Origin of the sequence: Alteromonas naphthalenivorans (genome assembly GCF_000213655.1) — a bacterium.
Classification (GTDB): domain Bacteria; phylum Pseudomonadota; class Gammaproteobacteria; order Enterobacterales; family Alteromonadaceae; genus Alteromonas; species Alteromonas naphthalenivorans.
This window is the reverse complement of record NC_015554.1, coordinates 2,527,056-2,545,402: the sequence shown is the minus strand read 5'-3', so window position 1 is coordinate 2,545,402 and position 18,347 is coordinate 2,527,056. Positions and strand designations below refer to the sequence as shown.

The following is an 18,347-nucleotide window of genomic DNA, read 5'->3' as shown; positions in this document are numbered from 1 at the left end:
TAATGCACTGCCATCTTGCAAGGGCGGTGTGGCTGATATAAAGCATGAAGCAGAAAATATTAGTAAATTAAAATGGCGAACGTATTTGGGCTCACATTCGTATTATTTATTAGTGCAAAGCGAGTAAGCCATTGGGTAAGTAGAAGAGATTTATAGTATGTATGATTTTTGTATAAATGGTGGTGGTATGGTGGGGGCTGCGCTTGCATTGGGTTTAGCGAAGCAGCAATACCGGGTAGCTATAATTGAGCCCCACTTGCCCAAAGCTTTTGACGAGGCCAGTAAGCCAGACTTAAGAGTCTCTGCCATTAGTGATGCGTCTGTATCGCTATTAACCTCATTAGGCGCGTGGGAATACATTGAAACGATGCGTGTTAAGCCCTATACGGGCCTGAGTGTGTGGGACGATCCCGCCCATCGAACAGACTTTACTGCAAAAAGCATTGATGTGCCTCAGCTAGGCTTTTTTGTTGAAAACCGTTTATTGCAATTAGGGTGTCATCAAGCACTAAAGGCGTTTGACAACGTAACATGGTTTACCGGCTGTAAGGTGACTGATATTGCGGTTGGCAATAGCTCAGTTGATAGCTCAATTAATAGCTCGGCTGATTCTGAAGCTTCATTGGCCCACGCCGCTACCCTCAGTCTTGATAACGGCGAGATTATTCACGCTAAGTGGTTGATAGGTGCCGATGGTGCGGCCTCGCAAGTTAGACAATCTGCAAATATTGGTGTATCGGGTTGGCAATACCGCCAACAAGCTATGGGCATTACTATTGAAATGGCAAATCCGGTTGACGCCATTACGTGGCAAGAATTTACCCCTGAAGGCCCTAAAGCCTTTTTGCCAATGTTCGACAATTACGCCTCGTTAGTATGGTACGACTCGCCCGACGAACTTAAGCGGTTATCAACCCTTAATGCCGCACAATTAAAGCAAGCCATTATAGAAGCCTTTCCCAGTGAGCTAATTAAAGACGGCAACGACTTTACAGTAATAGATAAAGCTACATTCCCGTTAACCCGTGCACATGCTAGCCGCTATGTTACCGATAGGGTTATTTTGGTGGGCGATGCGGCCCATACCATTAATCCATTGGCAGGGCAGGGAGTTAACTTAGGGTTTAGAGATGTTGAAACCTTATTGGCGGTGACCGGCGATGGTATCGATTTAACGTCGCTAGCGTTTAAAAGCAGCTTAATAACAAGCTACGAAAAGCCGCGCCAGCGTGATAATGGCTTGATGATGTCTGCCATGGATGGTTTCTATGGCTTGTTTAGTAACGATATCGGCCCCATTAAATGGTTAAGAAACCAATTACTTTCTGTAGCACAACACTTTGAGCCAGCTAAACGGGAAGTACTTAAATATGCGATAGGGATGCGAGAATGGAAGTTTTAATCATACTTGCCGTACTGTTCGGCGCACTTTTTATAGTAATACCACTTATCGAGCGCTCGAAAATGCGCATCAGTGACGAAGACACTGCCAAATGGGCGAAGTGGATTTGGCCGCTAATGGGCATCTTACTTGTTGCACAACTTCTGCGAATGCTGTTTAGTTAGTCTTTACTTGGCCCTTGGGAAAGCTTGCATTAGAAACGCGCGGTAAACCCATCCATGGGCGCTCTGCCACAGCATCCATGCTGTGGAAGGTTTCTAATGCAAGCTCTCCCAATGCCCCAGATACACCGAGTGAAAAGCTAACATTGAGAAGTACGTGGTAAGCCCACCCAAAAGTACTCTGCTTTAGCATCCATGCTATGGAAGGTTTTTAATGCCCACTGTCCCAATGCCCTAGATGCACTGAGTGAACAGCTACCACTTAAAAACCCCGCATTAACTCATCCATGGGCGCTCTGCCACAGCATCCATGCTGTGGAAGGTTTCTAATGCAAGCTCTCACAATGCCCCAGATACATCGAGTGAAAAGCTAACATTCAGAAGTACGTGGTAAGCCCACCCAAAAGTACTCTGCTTTAGCATCCATGCTATGGAAGGTTTTTAATGCACACTGTCCATATACCTCTATCACTCAGGCCAAGAAGTTTTAAGGTCGATGAGTACTTTATCTATCATGGTTTCAATGGCGTGATCGTCGCTTTGCATTAACGCAAAAGTGCGAAGGCCTACAAATTGGTTTTGTAACCAATCTGCAGCTTTATCAACCGGTGTGCTGGTGGGAAGTGAATTGGTTTGCACGGCTTTTTCTACAATAGATTTGAAACATGCTTTCAAAGTGCTCATACCATCAAGCACAGACTGTTTTCCATTTTCACCCAACATCTCTAGTTCGGTAATAGACTTAATTAATAAGCATTGGCGCTGAAAGCGCATTTCTTCTGGGTTAATCAATTCGCTAACAAAAAATGCACGCAAAGCGTCAAGTGGGCAATCGGCATTAATAACAATGCTGAGTTTTTCTTGGCTGTTCGTAACATACTTTTCCACTACTAATTGGAATAAGCCCTCTTTACTTTTGAAGCGAGCGTAAATACTGCCGGGTCGCATATCTAGCGCTTGTTGAATGTCGCGCATACCAGCGGCCTGAAAGCCTTTTTGCCAAAAAAGCGTGGTGGCCTTCTCAATCACTTCAGACTCTGCATATTTCATTCTGGTATACCTTATATTCGAATGCTTTGAACACTTGTTCAATTATGACTTGAACACTTGTTCAAGTAAACCTATATTGTATTACATCAAAACGTAATCAGTATTTATTATCTTTTTAGTTACTGGTTTTCAGTTCACATCAATAGGAGAGTGACATGAGCGATTTTACATTACACACAGCAGATAGCGCACCAGAAGCAGCTAAACCACTTCTTGAGAATTCTCAAAAAGCTTTCGGTATGATCCCTAACTTGCATGCAGTAATGGCGGAAGCGCCAACGTTGCTTGAAGGTTATCAAGTACTTCACGGTTTGGCACAAGATACGTCATTTAATGCAGAAGAGCTTACTGTAGTATGGCAAGCGGTTAACGTAGAGCATGCGTGCCATTACTGCGTACCAGCGCATACAGGTATTGCTAAAAGCATGAAAGTAAGTGACGAGCTAATTGAAGAGTTACGTAACGACGAAACCCTTTCTGATGCCAAACTAAACACATTGAAAGATACCGTACTTGCGGTAACGCGTGGTCGTGGCCACATCGATGATGCACAGCTTAAAGCGTTCTACGATGCAGGTTATGCACACAAGCAACTATTAGAAATCATTCTAATTTTGGCGCAAAAAGTGATGAGTAACTACACAAACCACCTAGCTGAAACCCCTGTAGACGATGCATTCAAATCGTTTGCTTGGGAACCTAAGTAGATAAACCTTACGCTTAATTAGCAGCAATACAATTGAGCAGTAAAAAGATAAGTTAACGTGTTAGCACAAAGGGCTCTGATTATCAGAGCCTTTTTTATTCTGATTTACCATTATTCAAAGCTAATCTCTCGACTGTTCCAAATTTATGCGATCGTATTAATATAAAAGCAATATTTGCTGAAAAAAAACGAGGAAGTTGTAATAATGACTGTCAGAATGAACAGTCGGTACAAAAAGTTTGAAGGTTATGTTGAAAAGATTAGCTAAATATTTAGCATGGAGAAATCCCAAATATTTACCATTATTTTTAAGGCTAAGTAAGCCTGACGGTATTCTATATGCGCGATTTATAAAAAAACATAACTTGTTCTATAGCATGGGAGATAATTGCTCGATAATTCCGGATACTTATCTGGGAGATGCTAAGTATATACGTCTGGGTAATAATGTAAGATTAGCCAGTTGCAAAATGTTTGCGCATGATGGTGTTATAAATATGCTTGGAGAAGCATATGGTTTAAAGTTAGACGCTGTAGGTAAAATAGACATAAAAGACAATGTTTTTATTGGTCATAATGCTATTATCATGAGGAATGTCACAATTGGAAGTAACTGTGTTGTGGCTGCAGGAGCATTAGTTACGAAAGATGTTCCAGATGGTACCGTCGTAGGCGGCATACCTGCCAAAAAAATCTGTAGTACCTTAGAATTAGTAGACAGGTTAGGAAAAGAAACGAATAAACTACCTTGGGTTGAAATTATTGAAAGCCGGAAGGGCGGTTACGACCCTTCGTTAGAGCCTTTACTATATAAAAAGCGGATTGAACATTTTTTTAAAGATTAGGGCATTTCAAATTTTGGACGTAACCTAAGATAGTTTAGAGTTAAGGTGTATTAAATGCGTTTCAATTATTTAAATATTTAATTTATATAGTTTTTAAGGTAGCTGTAATAGATAATGATTGATCTTCATAGCCATATTTTACCTGGCATAGATGATGGTGCTCGCTCAACAGAAATGTCGCTAGCAATGGCTCAGCAAGCGGTAGATGCTGGCGTTACTTATATGATGTGTACGCCTCACATGCATTGGGGCACGTTCGACAACGACATTGAAATCATTCAACCTACCTTTGTAAAACTGCAAGAAGACATCAAGAATGAAGGCATTGCTCTTACCATAGGCTGGGCTGCAGAAGTGCGTTTGAATGAGATGGTTCCTGTTTGGTTTAAAACAGGTAAGCTTCCATTTATGGGTGAATTTAAAGGTAAAAAAGTACTTTTACTAGAATTACCCCACAGTCATGTACCAGCTAGTACCGACCAGTTAATTAAATGGTTGCTAAATAACGGTGTACAACCATTAATTCCCCATCCCGAAAGAAATAGAGATATTTGGGAAAGGCCTGAAAAGTTAAGATGGCTGAAAAATATGGGCTGTTTATTTCAAGTTACTGCGGGTGCTTTAACTGGGCGTTTTGGCGAACTAGTACAAGATATTTCACTTAATATGCTAGATGATGAGCTTATTGATATAGTGGCGTCAGACACGCACGATACTAAACGTAGACCTAACGATATGAAAGAGGCATTTGATATTGTGGCCTCGCAGGGTTCAGAAGAAGTCGCCAATAAACTGTTTATCAGCACACCTTCCCAAATAGTCGGTTTATGACCGAAGCAGCTCGAATGCGTGTTGCCAAATCAGCTCCAAACTTACCTTAATGATATAACCCTAAGATTACCTAGCTGTAATTAAACGTTTTCGACGTTCAACTTTAATACTGCTCAAATTACCCAATACTATTAATGCAATAAAGTTAACCGTTGTGGCCGGTGCTTGCAGCGGAAAATCGACTGAAATATGAATAAGCATTGCGATAATACCCATAACTGCCGCGAAGGCTAACCCTTGACTCATGGGATCACTTCGAGTTCGTAGTGCAAATAGCGCTTTATAAAACGAATATAGTACGGCTAAGCCTAATAACGCCGTGGCTACAATACCATACTCTATAACAAACTGAAGATACTCGTTGTGCGCGTGGTCGTAATGCAGATGAATTGTATTGGTATGATATTTTGGAAATACCGTATAAAAAGACCCAGCACCACTTCCGGTAAGCCACACCTCCTTAACAAGAGGTATACTCATGGTAACTACATCATCTCGTGTTTCACCCTCGAAAGACGTAGCATCTATCCGTTCTTTTACTTTGTCTATGCCAAACATAGCGCCAACTATAGCAACGTCAACTACCACTAAACTCACAATTAGCCATTTAAGCATGGGTGGTGGTTTTTTCATTAAGAATAAGGCCAGCATGGAAGTAGTAAGCAAACTGATGAAAAAAGCACTATTCCCCATTCTACTTCTAGTTAAGATTAGTGCCACGACCATAGTAATAATGCTAATTCTTATTAGCCATTTAGAACTCATGATGGCTTCCATTGCAGCAATTAATACTCGTTTAATGCTTTGCTTACCTTCACTTTTTCTTTTTAATTGTGCAATCAACAACCCAATAGCCAACGAGCCGCCAATGAGTAAATAGTTAGCAAGGTGATTGTGGTACACAAAGCTACCGTTTGCTCGATCGTAAATTTCATAGCCGAAGATGGGAGTAAAATCTAAACCAGAGAACTGTAAATAAACAGCGTACAGCGCTTGTAGAAAAACCGTGGTTATAATACACAACACAAACTGCTTAATTCGTTTGGGCGAACAAAGCAACCACGTCATATTGCATATAAACAGGCAGTAGCTTAACCCTTTTAATAGTGAAATTTGTGTTTGAACGGGGTCAGCACTTATTCTAATACCACCAATATCTATAAGCTGAATAGCAACATATATTTGTACTAAAACGAACGGAACTACAATTAAGGTATGTTTTTTTAAGCGGGATATAAGATGCTTAGTAGGAATGCTCCAAAGGCAAATAATAGTAGTTACTGCTACTAACCCTTCAAAGATACTCCAGGCCCATGGCCTGTTTGAGCCAAGCGGTAAGGGTAGAATAAAAATAATACTTAATAGAACGTAAAAGGCTAAACGTTCAAAATAACTTTGGAATGTCGACTGCTGCATATAAAACTTCTATAAAAAAAGGCCCTTACGAGCCTTTTAAATATTACTAATGTTAGTTCGTTGAAACGCTTACGCCACCGCTACCTGAACCACCGCCTGTTGAAGGTGGGGGAGGGGGAGGTAAGGTGCTTCCATCATCTCCAGGTGCTGGAGGTAATGGGAAGAAGAAACCAAATGCAGTTGGCTCAAGCATTGCCGCTGGGTCTACACCTTCGCTTAGTGCTGTAGCTATCAAGAAGTCGTCTGATAAACCGCTTTGCTTCGCTATGCCATAAACAATATTGGCTTGTTCTTTATTATTGCTAAACAGTTCAGAAACAAAGGCTTCTTTATCTTCTGTTAATTCTAGTTTTGAAGAAAGCGCTGTAAAGTATTCAGGTAGTTCAGATTCGGAAAGCGTAGATATATCTACTAGCTCTGCTTCCGTCACAAACGAATTAGTAGCAGCTTGCATATCAATAGCTAAAGCTGGTGTGCTCAAAACTAATGATGAAGCGAAAAACAAAACATATTTTTTCATGAAAAAATCCTTGTAATAATCTACTTAATTCTACTTGTTTCTACGGCGAAGTGATACACCAGCAAGGCCAAGAAGTAAAATACCAAAAGTTGCTGGTGAAGATACTGGAGCTGGTGGCGCAGCAGGTACAACTAAATCTACACCATAAAGGCCGCCGTTTAGTCCTATCACCTCTTCTAAATCTATGTAGGCGAAAACGTAATAATCAGAAACTCCATTAGCAGCGCTGTATTCGGTAACCAAAGGTGTAGGTACATTCTCGTTTAAAAAGCTATCGAAAGTTAATTCGTCATTAGTATCTGCAGTGGTTTGCCAATCGTTAATATCAGACCACAGAATGGAATTGTCAGATATTAAATCAAAGCCGATAAACTCAATAGTAGTACCATTGAATACATAATAACCAAAATTTACGGTAAGAAGACCATCGCCATTCAAGTCATCAGTTGTTTCATCTAAAGCAGACAATTGAAACTGAGTTAGTACACGGATATCGTTATTAACGTTGAAGCCTGAACCAATTTTCGTGCCTTCAACTTCAATTTGTGCTGCTGAGGGCGTCATGCCATCTAGCAAAGTAATAAATGCTGCGTTCGCGGAAGCCGATCCTAAGATACAAGCTAATAATACAAAAATCTTTTTCATTTATGGGATCCTTTTTTCCATCAAATTTTCCACAATACGAATTGGGATTTATCGCTTGTAATCTTCAAAACCACGCTAAACTTTAAGCGATGTTGAATTCACTGAAGCACAAATCGTTCCAACTGATAAAGTTTGCACACCAAGTGCTTTCAAAAGTTTGTAAGCTAGAATCGTGCCTATTTTGTAACTTGTTGTAGCTTATTGATATTTCATGGTTGCGTAACAGATTTGAAATGGTGGTGTAAAAAAACTTGACAATATATAGGTAGTATTTAATATTCACTAAAACAGTAGGTTAAAACCTAACTGCACGATTTTTGTGCATTTTAGCACCTTGGTTGAGCATTTAATGTAAGGGAATAGAAGAGCTACCATCGTGTTCTTAATTTTCTAACTTCCATTTGTTTAGCGTATCTTGCCACCTTAACAATTGGTGTGGTGTGCTTTTTTCATTTCTGATGAAATTAATAGGTCGGCCTATCCAAATACCAATTTCGTTAAAGCTATATTTATATGTAAGGTCGGTTCTCAAGTTAGAGGCTGTTATTTTTTCAACGATGTTATCCAATACATAAAAACCATTATCTTCAATGCTTTGATAGATCAGTACCATGTGTGGTGCTTCTTGGTCAATGTAACTAACATGGCTTAAATACAAGCGTTCTTTGGGTATCCCTAAATCAACCAGAAGAAAGTATTTTGTCATGGCGTAGTCTTCGCAATCAGCAGCTCCTTTTGCGATTGTTTCATAAGGGGTGGCCCAATAATCTTCTTGTCCCCAAATTGAGTAATCTGTTCCTTGCTTCGCTGAGTTATTAACCCATTGGTTCACATAAGAAATTTTTTGCCATGCTGTCTTGCTGCTAGCAATGCTTTTCATTGAATTAATTGTTTCCTGCGGACTTATATTAGGCTGGTCAGTAGATTTGCAAGCACAACAAAGTGTCACGAAAATATACATAACTATTTGTTTTGAAGAAGACATTTCATTTATCCAGAAAATAAGGTGCTTTATACAGCGGGCAGTTTATTACATCATATACTAGGCATTTTAAAAGTTGGAATTTTAAAATTTTAGTCTGTAGAATAAATCGGAATGGAAAGTAATCTGGAACGTTTAATGCATTCAGCTGATGTATGTTGGCGAGTGTCTAAGGCTTAAGTAAATCTTATAGTTTAAGCAAACAGTCAGTAACTGTGTTGCTATGAGACTGCACTAGCTTCTAATAACTCATTAAATGCCCAGCTAAAATGATAATAGAAAATAATAGCAGAAAAAACGAATAGAACATTTTTAAATGTCATGGTCGTGAAACAATAACAATTCAAGATTTTATTAGTAATCGACATTTATCGGAAAAGCCGTGTTATTCATGTGCAGGAAGCAAGATGAACAAGCAGTACACAAAACTTTCACTCCCGCTATTGGCGTTATCGGTGTTGGCCTTTTCTGGTCGGAGCCACGCACAAGAAAGCTTAGGCTATAAACTAGACAATGGCGCTATCATATCTCCTTCTGTTTATTTCGGAACAGGGTACGAACAGAATTTAGCACTCACTAACGATAATGAAATCAATTCAGCATTCTGGCAATTTACCTCGTCAGTTTTGATGACACTTGCGCCAGGCAAAGCTAGCCATGAACTCTCATTGTCATCAGATATTGCCCGCTATACCAGTAGCAGTGCTGATGACTATGAAGATATATTGATAGGTTATGCTGGTGAGTGGGAGCCCACAAGCCGACATAGAACAAACTGGACGTTAAACCAAAATTTTGGGCATCAAAAACGAGGCTCACAACAAACACGATTCGAGCTGGATAGATTTGATGAGGTGTTACAGTTTAGTAGCACAGATGCTTTAGCTTCATACGAATTTGGAAGTTTAGTAGCTAGAGGGCGCTTAGGACTAAGTGTAGGCTATGGAACACTCAACTATGATAATTTCACCGATTTTACCTCTCAATTTGAACGTGACACCTACGATGTCGCGGCTTGGTTTTACTATCGACCCGCTCAAGTAACCAATATCAGTTTCGATATTATGCAGCAAACTATTTCATATAAGAATGATGTAGTAGCGGAGCCTTCACGAGATGCAAGGGTATTAACATTTCTAGTAGGGGCTATATGGGAAGGGCTAGCTAAAACCACTGGCGAATTTAAAATCGGTATTGAAAACCGTGAATACGATGAGCCTGGAAGAGATGAACAATCGAATTTAGCAATAGACGCTGAAGTTGTTTGGACACCTAAAACTTATTCGTTAGTTACGTTATCTGCTACTCAAAGTACTCAGGAAGGTGTAGCGGGTAGTGATGCAACCTTAACCACAGTGGTGAGTGCAAACTGGGGACACAGTTGGTCTGAATATACGATTACGCAGTTGGGATACGAATTCCAGAAGCGGGATGAGCAAGGTTTAGCGCGTAAAGACACTCAACATTATATGTTCACATCTTATCAGCGCTTACTCAATCCTTGGTTGTCGTTGAACGCGCAAATAAAATGGTTAGTTAACAGTTCGAATGTAGCACTGTACGACTACGACAATCAGCAGTTTACAATTGGCTTAAAGGTGGAAATATGAGTTTAATTCGTGTTGTTTTTGGAGTCATGGTTTTGTCATTAAGCTTTAATTCTATTGCACAAAGTAGTGATTATAAGTTGGATACAGGCGATACCATAAGTATTCGTGTGCATGGGGAACCAGACCTAACCTTTGATACTAAAATTGGTATTTCAGGTAAACTGCTATACCCATTTTTGGGCGAGTTAAATGTAAAAACAAGAACTACCGCTGAAGTACGCTGGTTAATAGAAAATGGCTTAAAAGGCGACTATCTATTAAACCCCGAAGTAGATGTATTTATTAAAGAATACAGACCTTTCTTTATTTTAGGCGAAGTGCAATCACCAAAAGACTATCCCTTTCAGCCGGGTTTAACCGTTTCTCAAGCTCTTGCCGTTGCTGGGGGGCTTACGGAGCGTGGCTCACAAAAAGGTATAGAACTAAAGCGTAAGCTTGAAGATGGCACAACAAAAATAATTGAAAATGTAGACATGGATGAAACACTGCAACCTGGTGATGTAATTACTATTAAGCAAAGTTTTTTCTGATTGGTACAGGAAGTAGAGTAGATAATGAACGAATTAAAAACACAGTCTAGCGCTAACGAAAATGCCGAAGAAAAACAGTTCGATATAGGTTTTTACATTAAGGCATTATGGCGAAGTAAATGGAAAATAGTGTCATTTACCTTTGGTGTAACCGTAATTGCCGCTCTTCTAATATTAAGGCTGCCCTCAATTTACGAAGCTAAAGCAACGTTATATATAAAGAAAGAGAACGCTACACCAGTTGCTAGCAATAGCGCACCCAGCATGGACATGGGAGCACGAGAATACTTAAAAACTCAATTTGGTATATTGCAATCTGATTCGTTAGCACTAGAAGTTATCAATGAGCTTCAACTAGCCAAAGTTACTTCAGAAGACAAACAATTATCCACCGCTAGTGACGATTCTGTTGTTTCTATTTTGAAGCAATCACTCAAAGATTTTGTTGGCGCACCACAACAACTATCAACAAGTGAAATTTCCGCTGCAGATATTAAACTTCAGCAGACTCTTGAATGGTACAAACGAAATATTTCTATTAAACCGGTTGCTTTCACGCAACTTGTTAACATCAGTTTCCAGTCTGAAGACCCTCAATTAGCCGCAGATGTAATTAATACGTTGGGCAACGCTTATATCAACAGCTTCCTTAGTGCGAAGATGGAGCAAACAGACAAAGCTATAGAGTGGCTGCAGAGCCGTAATGTAAGCGTTGCTGATGAACTGGCAATGGCTGAAAACGAGTTGCAGCAGTTTATTAGACGTGAGCAAATTGTAGGCTCAAGTAATGGAATGCAATCTTTAAACGCTGAAACATTACGGAATTTGAATGAGCGTCGCCTTGAAGTTCGAGAGCAGCGTATTCGCCTAGAAAACATTTTGTCACAGACGAAGTCTTCAGAAATACTTGATACGGGAGTGTTAAGTCAATTTACGGAAAGTACTGTACTTCAAGAGCTGGGGCGAGCTGAACGAGAAGCGGAAAATCAGTTTAACGAAGTTAATCAACGTTACGGCCCCAAACACCCTAAATACATTGCGGCAAACACACAATTACAGCAAGTAAGATCGCGCCTTAGTACTCGTGTACAAAGTGAGCTTTCTGATTTAACTCAGAAGCTAGCAAACCTAAAGCAAACTGAAGCTAGCTTGCAAAGAGAGCTTGCTAGTGCAGAAAGTGAAGTACTGAACGATAGTGGTAAAGAGGCTGAACTCAATCGCTTAAAGCTTAATGTAGCGCGTTTAAGTGAGCTGAATGAGTTAATAAGTAGACGCTTCAAGGAATTAGATATAACCAGTGACTTTAGTTCCGAAAATGCTAGGTTTATAGACCAAGCTAAACGGCCTCTGTACCCAGTAAAGCCCGCAAAGGCTAAATTACTCATTGTGGTTATTGTATTAAGTTCTGGTTTTGCCTGTTTTGTAGTAGTGCTACTTACATTCCTTAACAATACTTACCGACGCTCGGTGGAAATAGAAGAAGAGCTTAAAGCTAAGTTCTTAGGGTTAATTCCAAAGGTGAGTACTAAGAAAAATCAGGTGTTACCGCTTCATATCTATTTTGACAAAGAATATCGCTTATTCAGTGAAGCAGTTAAAACGATTAGAACTGGTCATATGTTAGGCCAATTAAACAACAACAATGTAGTAACTCTCGTTACTTCAGCCGTGCCCAGTGAAGGTAAATCAACCACGTCTTGTAACCTTTCATTCAGTTTTGGGCAAATGGATAAAGTATTATTAATAGATGCTGATTTGCGTAAACCGTCTATAGCGAAGCGATTCGGGCTTCCAGCTTATCAGCAAGGCTTAAGCGATATTTTAAACACTGGAGTAGACGTTGAAAGTTGCATTGTACCAGATAGCCAATCTGGAATTGATATACTACCGGCAGGGCATTACACACACAATGCGCTTGAATTATTTGCTGGTGATGCATTTGCTACTTTGCTTGAAAAACTAAAGCATAAATACACCAAGATAGTGATTGATTCTGCACCATGTCAGGCGGTAAGCGACACGCTGGTACTCGCTAAATTAGCCGACACAGTCATATTTGTTGTGAAAGCCGATTCTACCAAGAAACAAGTGGTTAAATCGGCAGTTAGGCGTTTGCGCGAAGCGGGAGGCATTATCGAAGGGGTAGTGCTGAATGCGGCCGATGTAAGCAAGCAAGACGGTGAATATTCGGGCTACTACGATTATTACGGCTATGCTGACACTGAAAAAGCTTAGCGCTTAATTTTAACGTTTGTTTTTACGGCTTAATGAATATGCAATATGTTGCAAAAGCTCTAGTGACTTTGTTTTGTTTAGGCATGTTAATAGTGGCTTATCGGTGGGGTGTGGCTAACGTTCACTATGTGAAAGCAAGCAATAAACTTAAGCAAGCCGAGAGTGTCGAATTAGCAAATTCGAATGTGCTTGATTCAGTAAAAAGTAGTGTGGATGGAATGCTTGCTTGGCATCCCTCCCACCCGCATTACCTAAATACTGCGGGTACTTACTATGAGCGCCTAGCCTTTGCCAACGAAAATCCAGTAGAAAAAAATAAAAATTTAAAAGAAGCGTTGAAGGTATACCAAGAGTCTGCAGCTGTTCGTGAAGTATGGCCTAGAACTTGGGCTAACATTTTTAGAGTTAAAGCTAAACTTGGGGAGTTCGATAGCGAATTTTCCCATGCCGTGAAAATGGCGAACCTATATGGCAGCAAAGACGAATTTGTTGCCAAAGAGCTAGTTTTTATCATGTTGAGGCATTGGAGGCAGTTCAATTCTCAAAATATTGCTGTAGCAATAGAGCAGCTAAATAATTTAACCGATTACAATAGGTTTAAAAACGTTTACGAGTATTCTCTTCTTATCGGCGAACGAGCATTTTTCTGTAATTTAGTAAAACTAAACTCAATAGAAACCAAATTCCAAGGCTGCAGTCGATAGCCCTCCTTTTGTGAATTTACCAAGGAACTTAGGTAATGATAACGGTAATTCGGATATTACTTTTTTTAGTGTTAGCGCTTCTTGCCGTTTGGTCGTTCTTCGGCATTTTTAATGATGGTGTTGTTCTATTTAAATTTTTGAATTTTATGGGGCAGATAATTCCTCTAGTCGCTTTAGCTGCGCTATTGCTGCTAATCTGGGTTTACAATGGAAGTAAATTGAAGTGGATTGGAGCAATTTTAGCAGTACCTCCGATTGTCATTCCTCTAATAATTCCAAATCTAAATACCTATAAAGGTGCGGAATTGTTCGGTGATCAAAATACGATCTCTAAATTTTCATTTATTACTTTTAGTAAGATGACACACAATAGGAATTATTCAGAAATAGCGAAATTAATCGATTGTCAAAAGTACGACATAATCCAAGTTCAAGAAATTCCTGACCTCTCTGTGTTTTTACAAGCTAACCCAAAGGTTAGCGTTAACTGCAATTTTTTGGTTAATACTAAATATGAAAATTTAGTTACCTTTTCGAAATACCCTTTATCGCAACAGTTAATTAGTAACCAAGAAGTAGTAAATGTACACCTTAACTTTAACAATCATGTTTCTCTAATTAATGTGAGGGGAGCTAAAGCGATAACGCGTGCTAATGATCGACAAATGAACGGCGTGAAAAGAATCATCAAAGCCGCTGAAAAGTTAGAAGGGCCTGTAATCGTTGCTGGCGATTTTAACGCAACACATTTCAACTCAGCCATTTTATTAATGAAGAAGCACTTTTTTAACGCAACTATTGATTCTTACTTTACTTCTAGGCATTCATCGTGGCCTGGAGAGGGGAGAAGACTAGGTTTGTTAGGGCCTTGGATCCAAATTGACTATATTTTTTTCAAAGGCTTGGAAAGTAACAATACATTCGTGCACTCAGAGAGTTATGGTTCAGATCATTACCCCATTGAGACTACTTTTTCGATACGCATTAAGAACTGATTAAACAATGGAAATATCTAGAACGTCCAAATTAAAATCAATTTTTCACTCTGACTCAACGAAAGCAAGAGCTATGCGAGGCAGTTTGTGGACGATTTTCGGGCATGTTACATCACAAGGGCTTAGGTTACTCTCAAATCTGATATTAACGCGCCTATTATTTCCAGAGATCTTCGGCGTAATGGCTATTGCCCAAGTAATTTTGCAAGGTTTGGTAATGGTATCTGACCTCGGCCTCGTACCTTCTATTGTAAGAAGTAAAAACGTCAGTGATTCTCGATTTTTGAATACAGCATGGACGCTCCAGTTTATTCGAAATTGCTTGTTGTGGATGATAACCCTAGCTATCTCTTTTCCTATAGCGACTTTCTACGAAAGAAGCGAACTAGTTTATTTAATCCCGTTGGCTGCCCTCGCGCTTCTTGTTTCAGGGCTTTTTCCTATAAAAGTAATTTTAGCAAGCCGGAGTATGAACCTTTTCAGAGTGACAAGTATACAGCTGGCAGGCCAAGTTATAGGTACTTCGGTTTCCGTAATACTGGCTTTCTATTACAAGAACGCGCTCATTTTCGTGATCGGCGCATTATTAGCAGAGTTAAGTAGATTATTCTTGTACAGATGTTATTTAAAAGGCGCGAATAATTCCTTTGAGTGGCACAAGCCATCTGTGCACGAGCTTTTCACGTTTGGAAAATGGATATTTGTTTCTTCAACATTTGGATTTGTAGTGCAACATGCAAATGTTTTTATTTTGGGTAAATTACTGGCCGCTCACACATTCGGAATATACACAGTGGCTTTGGTACTAGCGATGTTACCGATAACTGTTTGTCACATGTTGAATGGAAAAGTTCTTCTGCCTCTATTTAGTGAAATGAGTCGTAACGGAGCTAGCGTTCATGATATACAAAAAGGGCGCTACATAGTTTTAGCAGGTGGTACTTTAGTTACATTGTTCTTGATGTTTATTTCACCTTATTTCTTTCCTCTACTTTATGATGACCGTTACAGCTTAGCCGGTTATATAAGCTTACTTGTTTTAATGGCCTCACTGCCGGAGCTACTTTTGATCGTTACTTTAAATAAGTTGATGGTTGACGGTAGGAGTAAAACTTTCGCGCTATTGACTCTCTTTAGAGGAAGCTTATTGGTTATATTAGGTATTACATTAGCAACTAGTTATGGAATTGTTGGTGTATGTATTGCTTCGTTAATTTCTGGACTGACAACGTACATACTTGCCCTAAAAGTAAAAGGTATGGGGGTCTTAGTAAAGCCAACTTATGAGGCGCTTATTTTTATAGTATTTTTCGTAGTATCAGTGGGTTGTATATTTTTATATTCTGAAGGGCTAACCAAAGTAACCTTACTCACTTAATGAAGTGCTTTTGGGCTGCAAGTAGTTCTAATTGTCGATAACAGTAAGTAAGCATAACTCGCGTAGAAGCGAAATGCGTTGAAACCAATAGATTTAATTACGTTAAGAAGAGTGAACGCATGGATAACATAGGGATAGTGGCGATTGGACGAAATGAAGGCGAGCGATTCCAAAAGTGCCTTTCTTCATTTAAGTCGTTAAGTATAGACTTTATCTTCGTTTATGTTGACTCAGGTTCCACGGATAACAGCGTACAAAATGCGATAGATGCTGGCTATGCCGTTGTGGAGTTAGATACCAGCATCCCCTTCACTGCAGCAAGGGCTCGTAATGCGGGAGTCAATTACTTAAAGCAGCATGTTTCAAAACTTAGTTTTATTCAATTTGTTGATGGTGACTGCCAAGTTGATGCAAGCTGGATCGATTTAGCACTGAAAACACTTAGCGATGAGCCTGATTTAGCCGCAGTGTGTGGTAGGCGCAGTGAAATAAATCCAAATGCTAGTGTTTATAATAAATTAATCGATATTGAATGGGATACGCCGGTTGGCTATGCAAAGGCATGTGGGGGAGATGCGTTATACCGAGCTACGCCATTTTTGGAAGTGAATGGGTTCAACGAATCCATAATTGCGGGTGAAGAACCTGAGCTATGTTATCGATTAAGACAGCAAGGTTGGAAGATTAAGCGCATTGATGCTGCTATGACCTATCATGACGCAGCATTGTACCTATTTAGTGCATGGTGGAAGCGCGCAGAGCGATATGGCCATGCTGCGTTTGAAGGTGCATGGCGTTATGGAAAAGAAAAAGAGCGTTATTACGTAAAAGAAGTAAGAGGTATTTTTCTTTGGGGGGCATTGCTTCCATTAGCGTTGATTTTGTCACTATTCACATTTCCTTTTATATTTTTTGCAATCCTAGCGGTATTTATATTTCAATGGTTTCGGCTTTCGAAGTACTTTAGTAAATCGATGACTAGCAAAGGGCTTGCAAAAAAACGTTCATTTTTAACCTTAATATGTAAATTAGCTGAATTTAAAGGCGGCTTGCGTTTCATTAAAAACAAATTCCTTAAGAAAAATAGTGAAATTATCGAGTATAAAAGTGTGGCAGCGAAGGAAACTAATAAATGAAGCGATTAGTTATGCTGTGCGGAGAATATCCAGTATTAAGTGAGACGTTTGTTTGGCGAGAGGTGCAAAGCTTAAATACTCATAACGTTGATTTAAAAGTAGCAACTTTACGTAATGCTGAGAACTCGGCAAAAGGAATAGCGCCAGCTAGTTGGGTTTTATTTGATAAAGGTGTAGTTCCCGCAATAATTTCGAGCATTAAAGCTTGTATTCTTGCCCCTAAATCTTCTCTACGGACCCTTTTGTTTGTGGGAAGAACAAGCGTCAAAGCAAAAATGTCTAGTAAAAACAAAGCAAAGGTAATATTCCAAGGTTTCTGCTCATTAGGCTTTTCGTACGAAATGAGAGCTTTTTCACCGGATTGGTTACATTGCCACTTCGCGCATGCCTCTGCTACTTACGCTTTGTTTATAGCCCGCTTCCTAAACATTCCATGGAGTTTTACTGGCCATGCAAATGATTTGTTTCAGCGTAGGATATTATTAGAAGAGAAGCTTAATGATGCTAGCGGAATAGCATGTATCAGTCATTGGCATAAGGATTTTTATTACAATTTAGTGCCCAACTGCGAACCAAAACTACACATTATTCGTTGTGGAGTAGATATACCTGAATTTTCTGATAGTAATTCCATATCAAACTTTAGTATAATAAGTGTAGGTCGTTTGATTGAAAAAAAAGGCTTCCATATTTTACTGGAAGCGTGCATCAAACTACGCGATATAAATAATACAATTACAATAAATATAATCGGCTCTGGCCCTGAACAAGACAATCTAAATAAATTGGCAACTAAGCTGCCCGAAAATATAAAAGTAAATTTTTGGGGAGCATTAGAACACAAAGATATTTTAGCTAAATTAACTACTGCTAGTCTTTTTGTGATGCCTTGCATAGATGATAAAAATGGCGATAGAGACGGAATCCCCGTTTCTATGATGGAAGCCATGGCTGCTGGAGTACCGGTGTTGGCAGGAAACTTGCCTGCTATCAGAGAGCTTATCCAAGATGATGTTACTGGCTGGGTTAGAGACGCTACGCCGGAAGCATTCGAAAGTACTTTACGTGAAATCTTAAGCGCCAAAGAGCGTATAAGGACGATTGGCGATAACGCCCGAGCATGGGTGTATAAAGAATTTTCGACCGATATTAATACGAAAAGATTAATTAAAATGATACACGGAGAGTAACAGTGAAAGGA

19 protein-coding genes are annotated in these 18,347 nt (G+C 39.6%); 13 read left to right on the top strand and 6 right to left on the bottom strand.

Features of this window, described 5'->3' with window-relative positions:
• Positions 1 to 157 precede the first annotated feature (157 nt).
• Positions 158 to 1,402, top strand: coding sequence for an FAD-dependent monooxygenase (locus tag AMBT_RS11145; RefSeq protein ID WP_013784731.1), 1,245 nt, complete (start codon positions 158 to 160; stop codon positions 1,400 to 1,402).
• On the top strand, positions 1,390 to 1,566 hold the full coding sequence (locus AMBT_RS22700; protein WP_013784730.1) for a hypothetical protein: 177 nt from the start codon (positions 1,390 to 1,392) through the stop codon (positions 1,564 to 1,566). The genes AMBT_RS11145 and AMBT_RS22700 overlap by 13 nt, the downstream gene beginning before the upstream one ends.
• Here the strand turns inward: AMBT_RS22700 and AMBT_RS11140 are convergent.
• On the bottom strand, positions 1,559 to 1,756 hold the full coding sequence (locus AMBT_RS11140; protein ID WP_013784729.1) for a hypothetical protein: 198 nt from the start codon (positions 1,754 to 1,756) through the stop codon (positions 1,559 to 1,561). The genes AMBT_RS22700 and AMBT_RS11140 overlap by 8 nt on opposite strands.
• A gap of 275 nt (positions 1,757 to 2,031) precedes the next feature.
• A complete protein-coding gene (locus AMBT_RS11135; protein ID WP_013784728.1) occupies positions 2,032 to 2,613 on the bottom strand; it encodes a TetR/AcrR family transcriptional regulator in 582 nt (193 codons plus the stop codon).
• A 155-nt stretch (positions 2,614 to 2,768) separates the two neighbouring features.
• Here AMBT_RS11135 and AMBT_RS11130 point away from each other — a divergent pair, with 155 nt between their 5' ends.
• From AMBT_RS11130 to AMBT_RS11120, 3 genes are all read left to right on the top strand, one after another.
• Entirely contained in the window at positions 2,769 to 3,320 is a 552-nt protein-coding gene (locus AMBT_RS11130; protein ID WP_013784727.1) for a carboxymuconolactone decarboxylase family protein, read from the top strand.
• A 247-nt stretch (positions 3,321 to 3,567) separates the two neighbouring features.
• Positions 3,568 to 4,164: an acyltransferase gene (locus tag AMBT_RS11125; RefSeq protein ID WP_049791760.1), complete on the top strand. Its 597-nt coding sequence runs from the start codon at positions 3,568 to 3,570 to the stop codon at positions 4,162 to 4,164.
• 114 nt (positions 4,165 to 4,278) lie between these two features.
• Positions 4,279 to 4,995, top strand: a complete 717-nt coding sequence (locus AMBT_RS11120) for a tyrosine-protein phosphatase (protein WP_013784725.1) — start codon at positions 4,279 to 4,281, stop codon at positions 4,993 to 4,995.
• 66 nt (positions 4,996 to 5,061) lie between these two features.
• Here the strand turns inward: AMBT_RS11120 and AMBT_RS11115 are convergent, their stop codons facing one another.
• The 4 genes from AMBT_RS11115 to AMBT_RS11100 form a co-directional block, all read right to left on the bottom strand.
• Complete coding sequence (locus tag AMBT_RS11115) at positions 5,062 to 6,411, bottom strand: O-antigen ligase family protein (protein ID WP_013784724.1); 1,350 nt, start codon at positions 6,409 to 6,411, stop codon at positions 5,062 to 5,064.
• A 52-nt stretch (positions 6,412 to 6,463) separates the two neighbouring features.
• The gene (locus AMBT_RS11110; protein ID WP_013784723.1) at positions 6,464 to 6,931 is read right to left on the bottom strand and encodes a hypothetical protein; all 468 of its coding nucleotides are present in this window, start codon (positions 6,929 to 6,931) and stop codon (positions 6,464 to 6,466) included.
• Positions 6,932 to 6,961: 30 nt separating this feature from the next.
• The gene (locus AMBT_RS11105; RefSeq protein ID WP_013784722.1) at positions 6,962 to 7,576 is read right to left on the bottom strand and encodes a hypothetical protein; all 615 of its coding nucleotides are present in this window, start codon (positions 7,574 to 7,576) and stop codon (positions 6,962 to 6,964) included.
• 382 nt (positions 7,577 to 7,958) lie between these two features.
• Positions 7,959 to 8,561: a transglutaminase-like cysteine peptidase gene (locus AMBT_RS11100; RefSeq protein ID WP_083820152.1), complete on the bottom strand. Its 603-nt coding sequence runs from the start codon at positions 8,559 to 8,561 to the stop codon at positions 7,959 to 7,961.
• Positions 8,562 to 8,965: 404 nt separating this feature from the next.
• Between AMBT_RS11100 and AMBT_RS11095 the strand changes: the two genes are divergently transcribed.
• The 8 genes from AMBT_RS11095 to AMBT_RS11060 all read left to right on the top strand — a co-directional run bounded on the left by AMBT_RS11095 (position 8,966) and on the right by AMBT_RS11060 (position 18,336).
• Positions 8,966 to 10,168, top strand: coding sequence for an outer membrane beta-barrel protein (locus AMBT_RS11095; RefSeq protein WP_013784720.1), 1,203 nt, complete (start codon positions 8,966 to 8,968; stop codon positions 10,166 to 10,168).
• Positions 10,165 to 10,698: a polysaccharide biosynthesis/export family protein gene (locus AMBT_RS11090; protein ID WP_013784719.1), complete on the top strand. Its 534-nt coding sequence runs from the start codon at positions 10,165 to 10,167 to the stop codon at positions 10,696 to 10,698. Before AMBT_RS11095 ends, AMBT_RS11090 begins: the two co-directional genes overlap by 4 nt.
• A 24-nt stretch (positions 10,699 to 10,722) precedes the next feature.
• Positions 10,723 to 12,933, top strand: a complete 2,211-nt coding sequence (locus AMBT_RS11085) for a GumC family protein (protein ID WP_013784718.1) — start codon at positions 10,723 to 10,725, stop codon at positions 12,931 to 12,933.
• A gap of 38 nt (positions 12,934 to 12,971) precedes the next feature.
• Positions 12,972 to 13,637, top strand: a complete 666-nt coding sequence (locus AMBT_RS11080; RefSeq protein ID WP_013784717.1) for a hypothetical protein — start codon at positions 12,972 to 12,974, stop codon at positions 13,635 to 13,637.
• A 35-nt stretch (positions 13,638 to 13,672) separates the two neighbouring features.
• A complete protein-coding gene (locus tag AMBT_RS11075) occupies positions 13,673 to 14,632 on the top strand; it encodes an endonuclease/exonuclease/phosphatase family protein (protein ID WP_013784716.1) in 960 nt (319 codons plus the stop codon).
• Between the two features lie 7 nt (positions 14,633 to 14,639).
• Positions 14,640 to 16,010: an oligosaccharide flippase family protein gene (locus tag AMBT_RS11070; RefSeq protein WP_083820151.1), complete on the top strand. Its 1,371-nt coding sequence runs from the start codon at positions 14,640 to 14,642 to the stop codon at positions 16,008 to 16,010.
• A gap of 119 nt (positions 16,011 to 16,129) precedes the next feature.
• Positions 16,130 to 17,146 (top strand): glycosyltransferase family 2 protein, encoded by a 1,017-nt coding sequence (locus AMBT_RS11065; RefSeq protein ID WP_013784714.1) that lies wholly within the window; start codon positions 16,130 to 16,132, stop codon positions 17,144 to 17,146.
• Positions 17,143 to 18,336: a glycosyltransferase family 4 protein gene (locus AMBT_RS11060; protein WP_013784713.1), complete on the top strand. Its 1,194-nt coding sequence runs from the start codon at positions 17,143 to 17,145 to the stop codon at positions 18,334 to 18,336. The genes AMBT_RS11065 and AMBT_RS11060 overlap by 4 nt, the downstream gene beginning before the upstream one ends.
• Positions 18,337 to 18,347 lie beyond the last annotated feature (11 nt).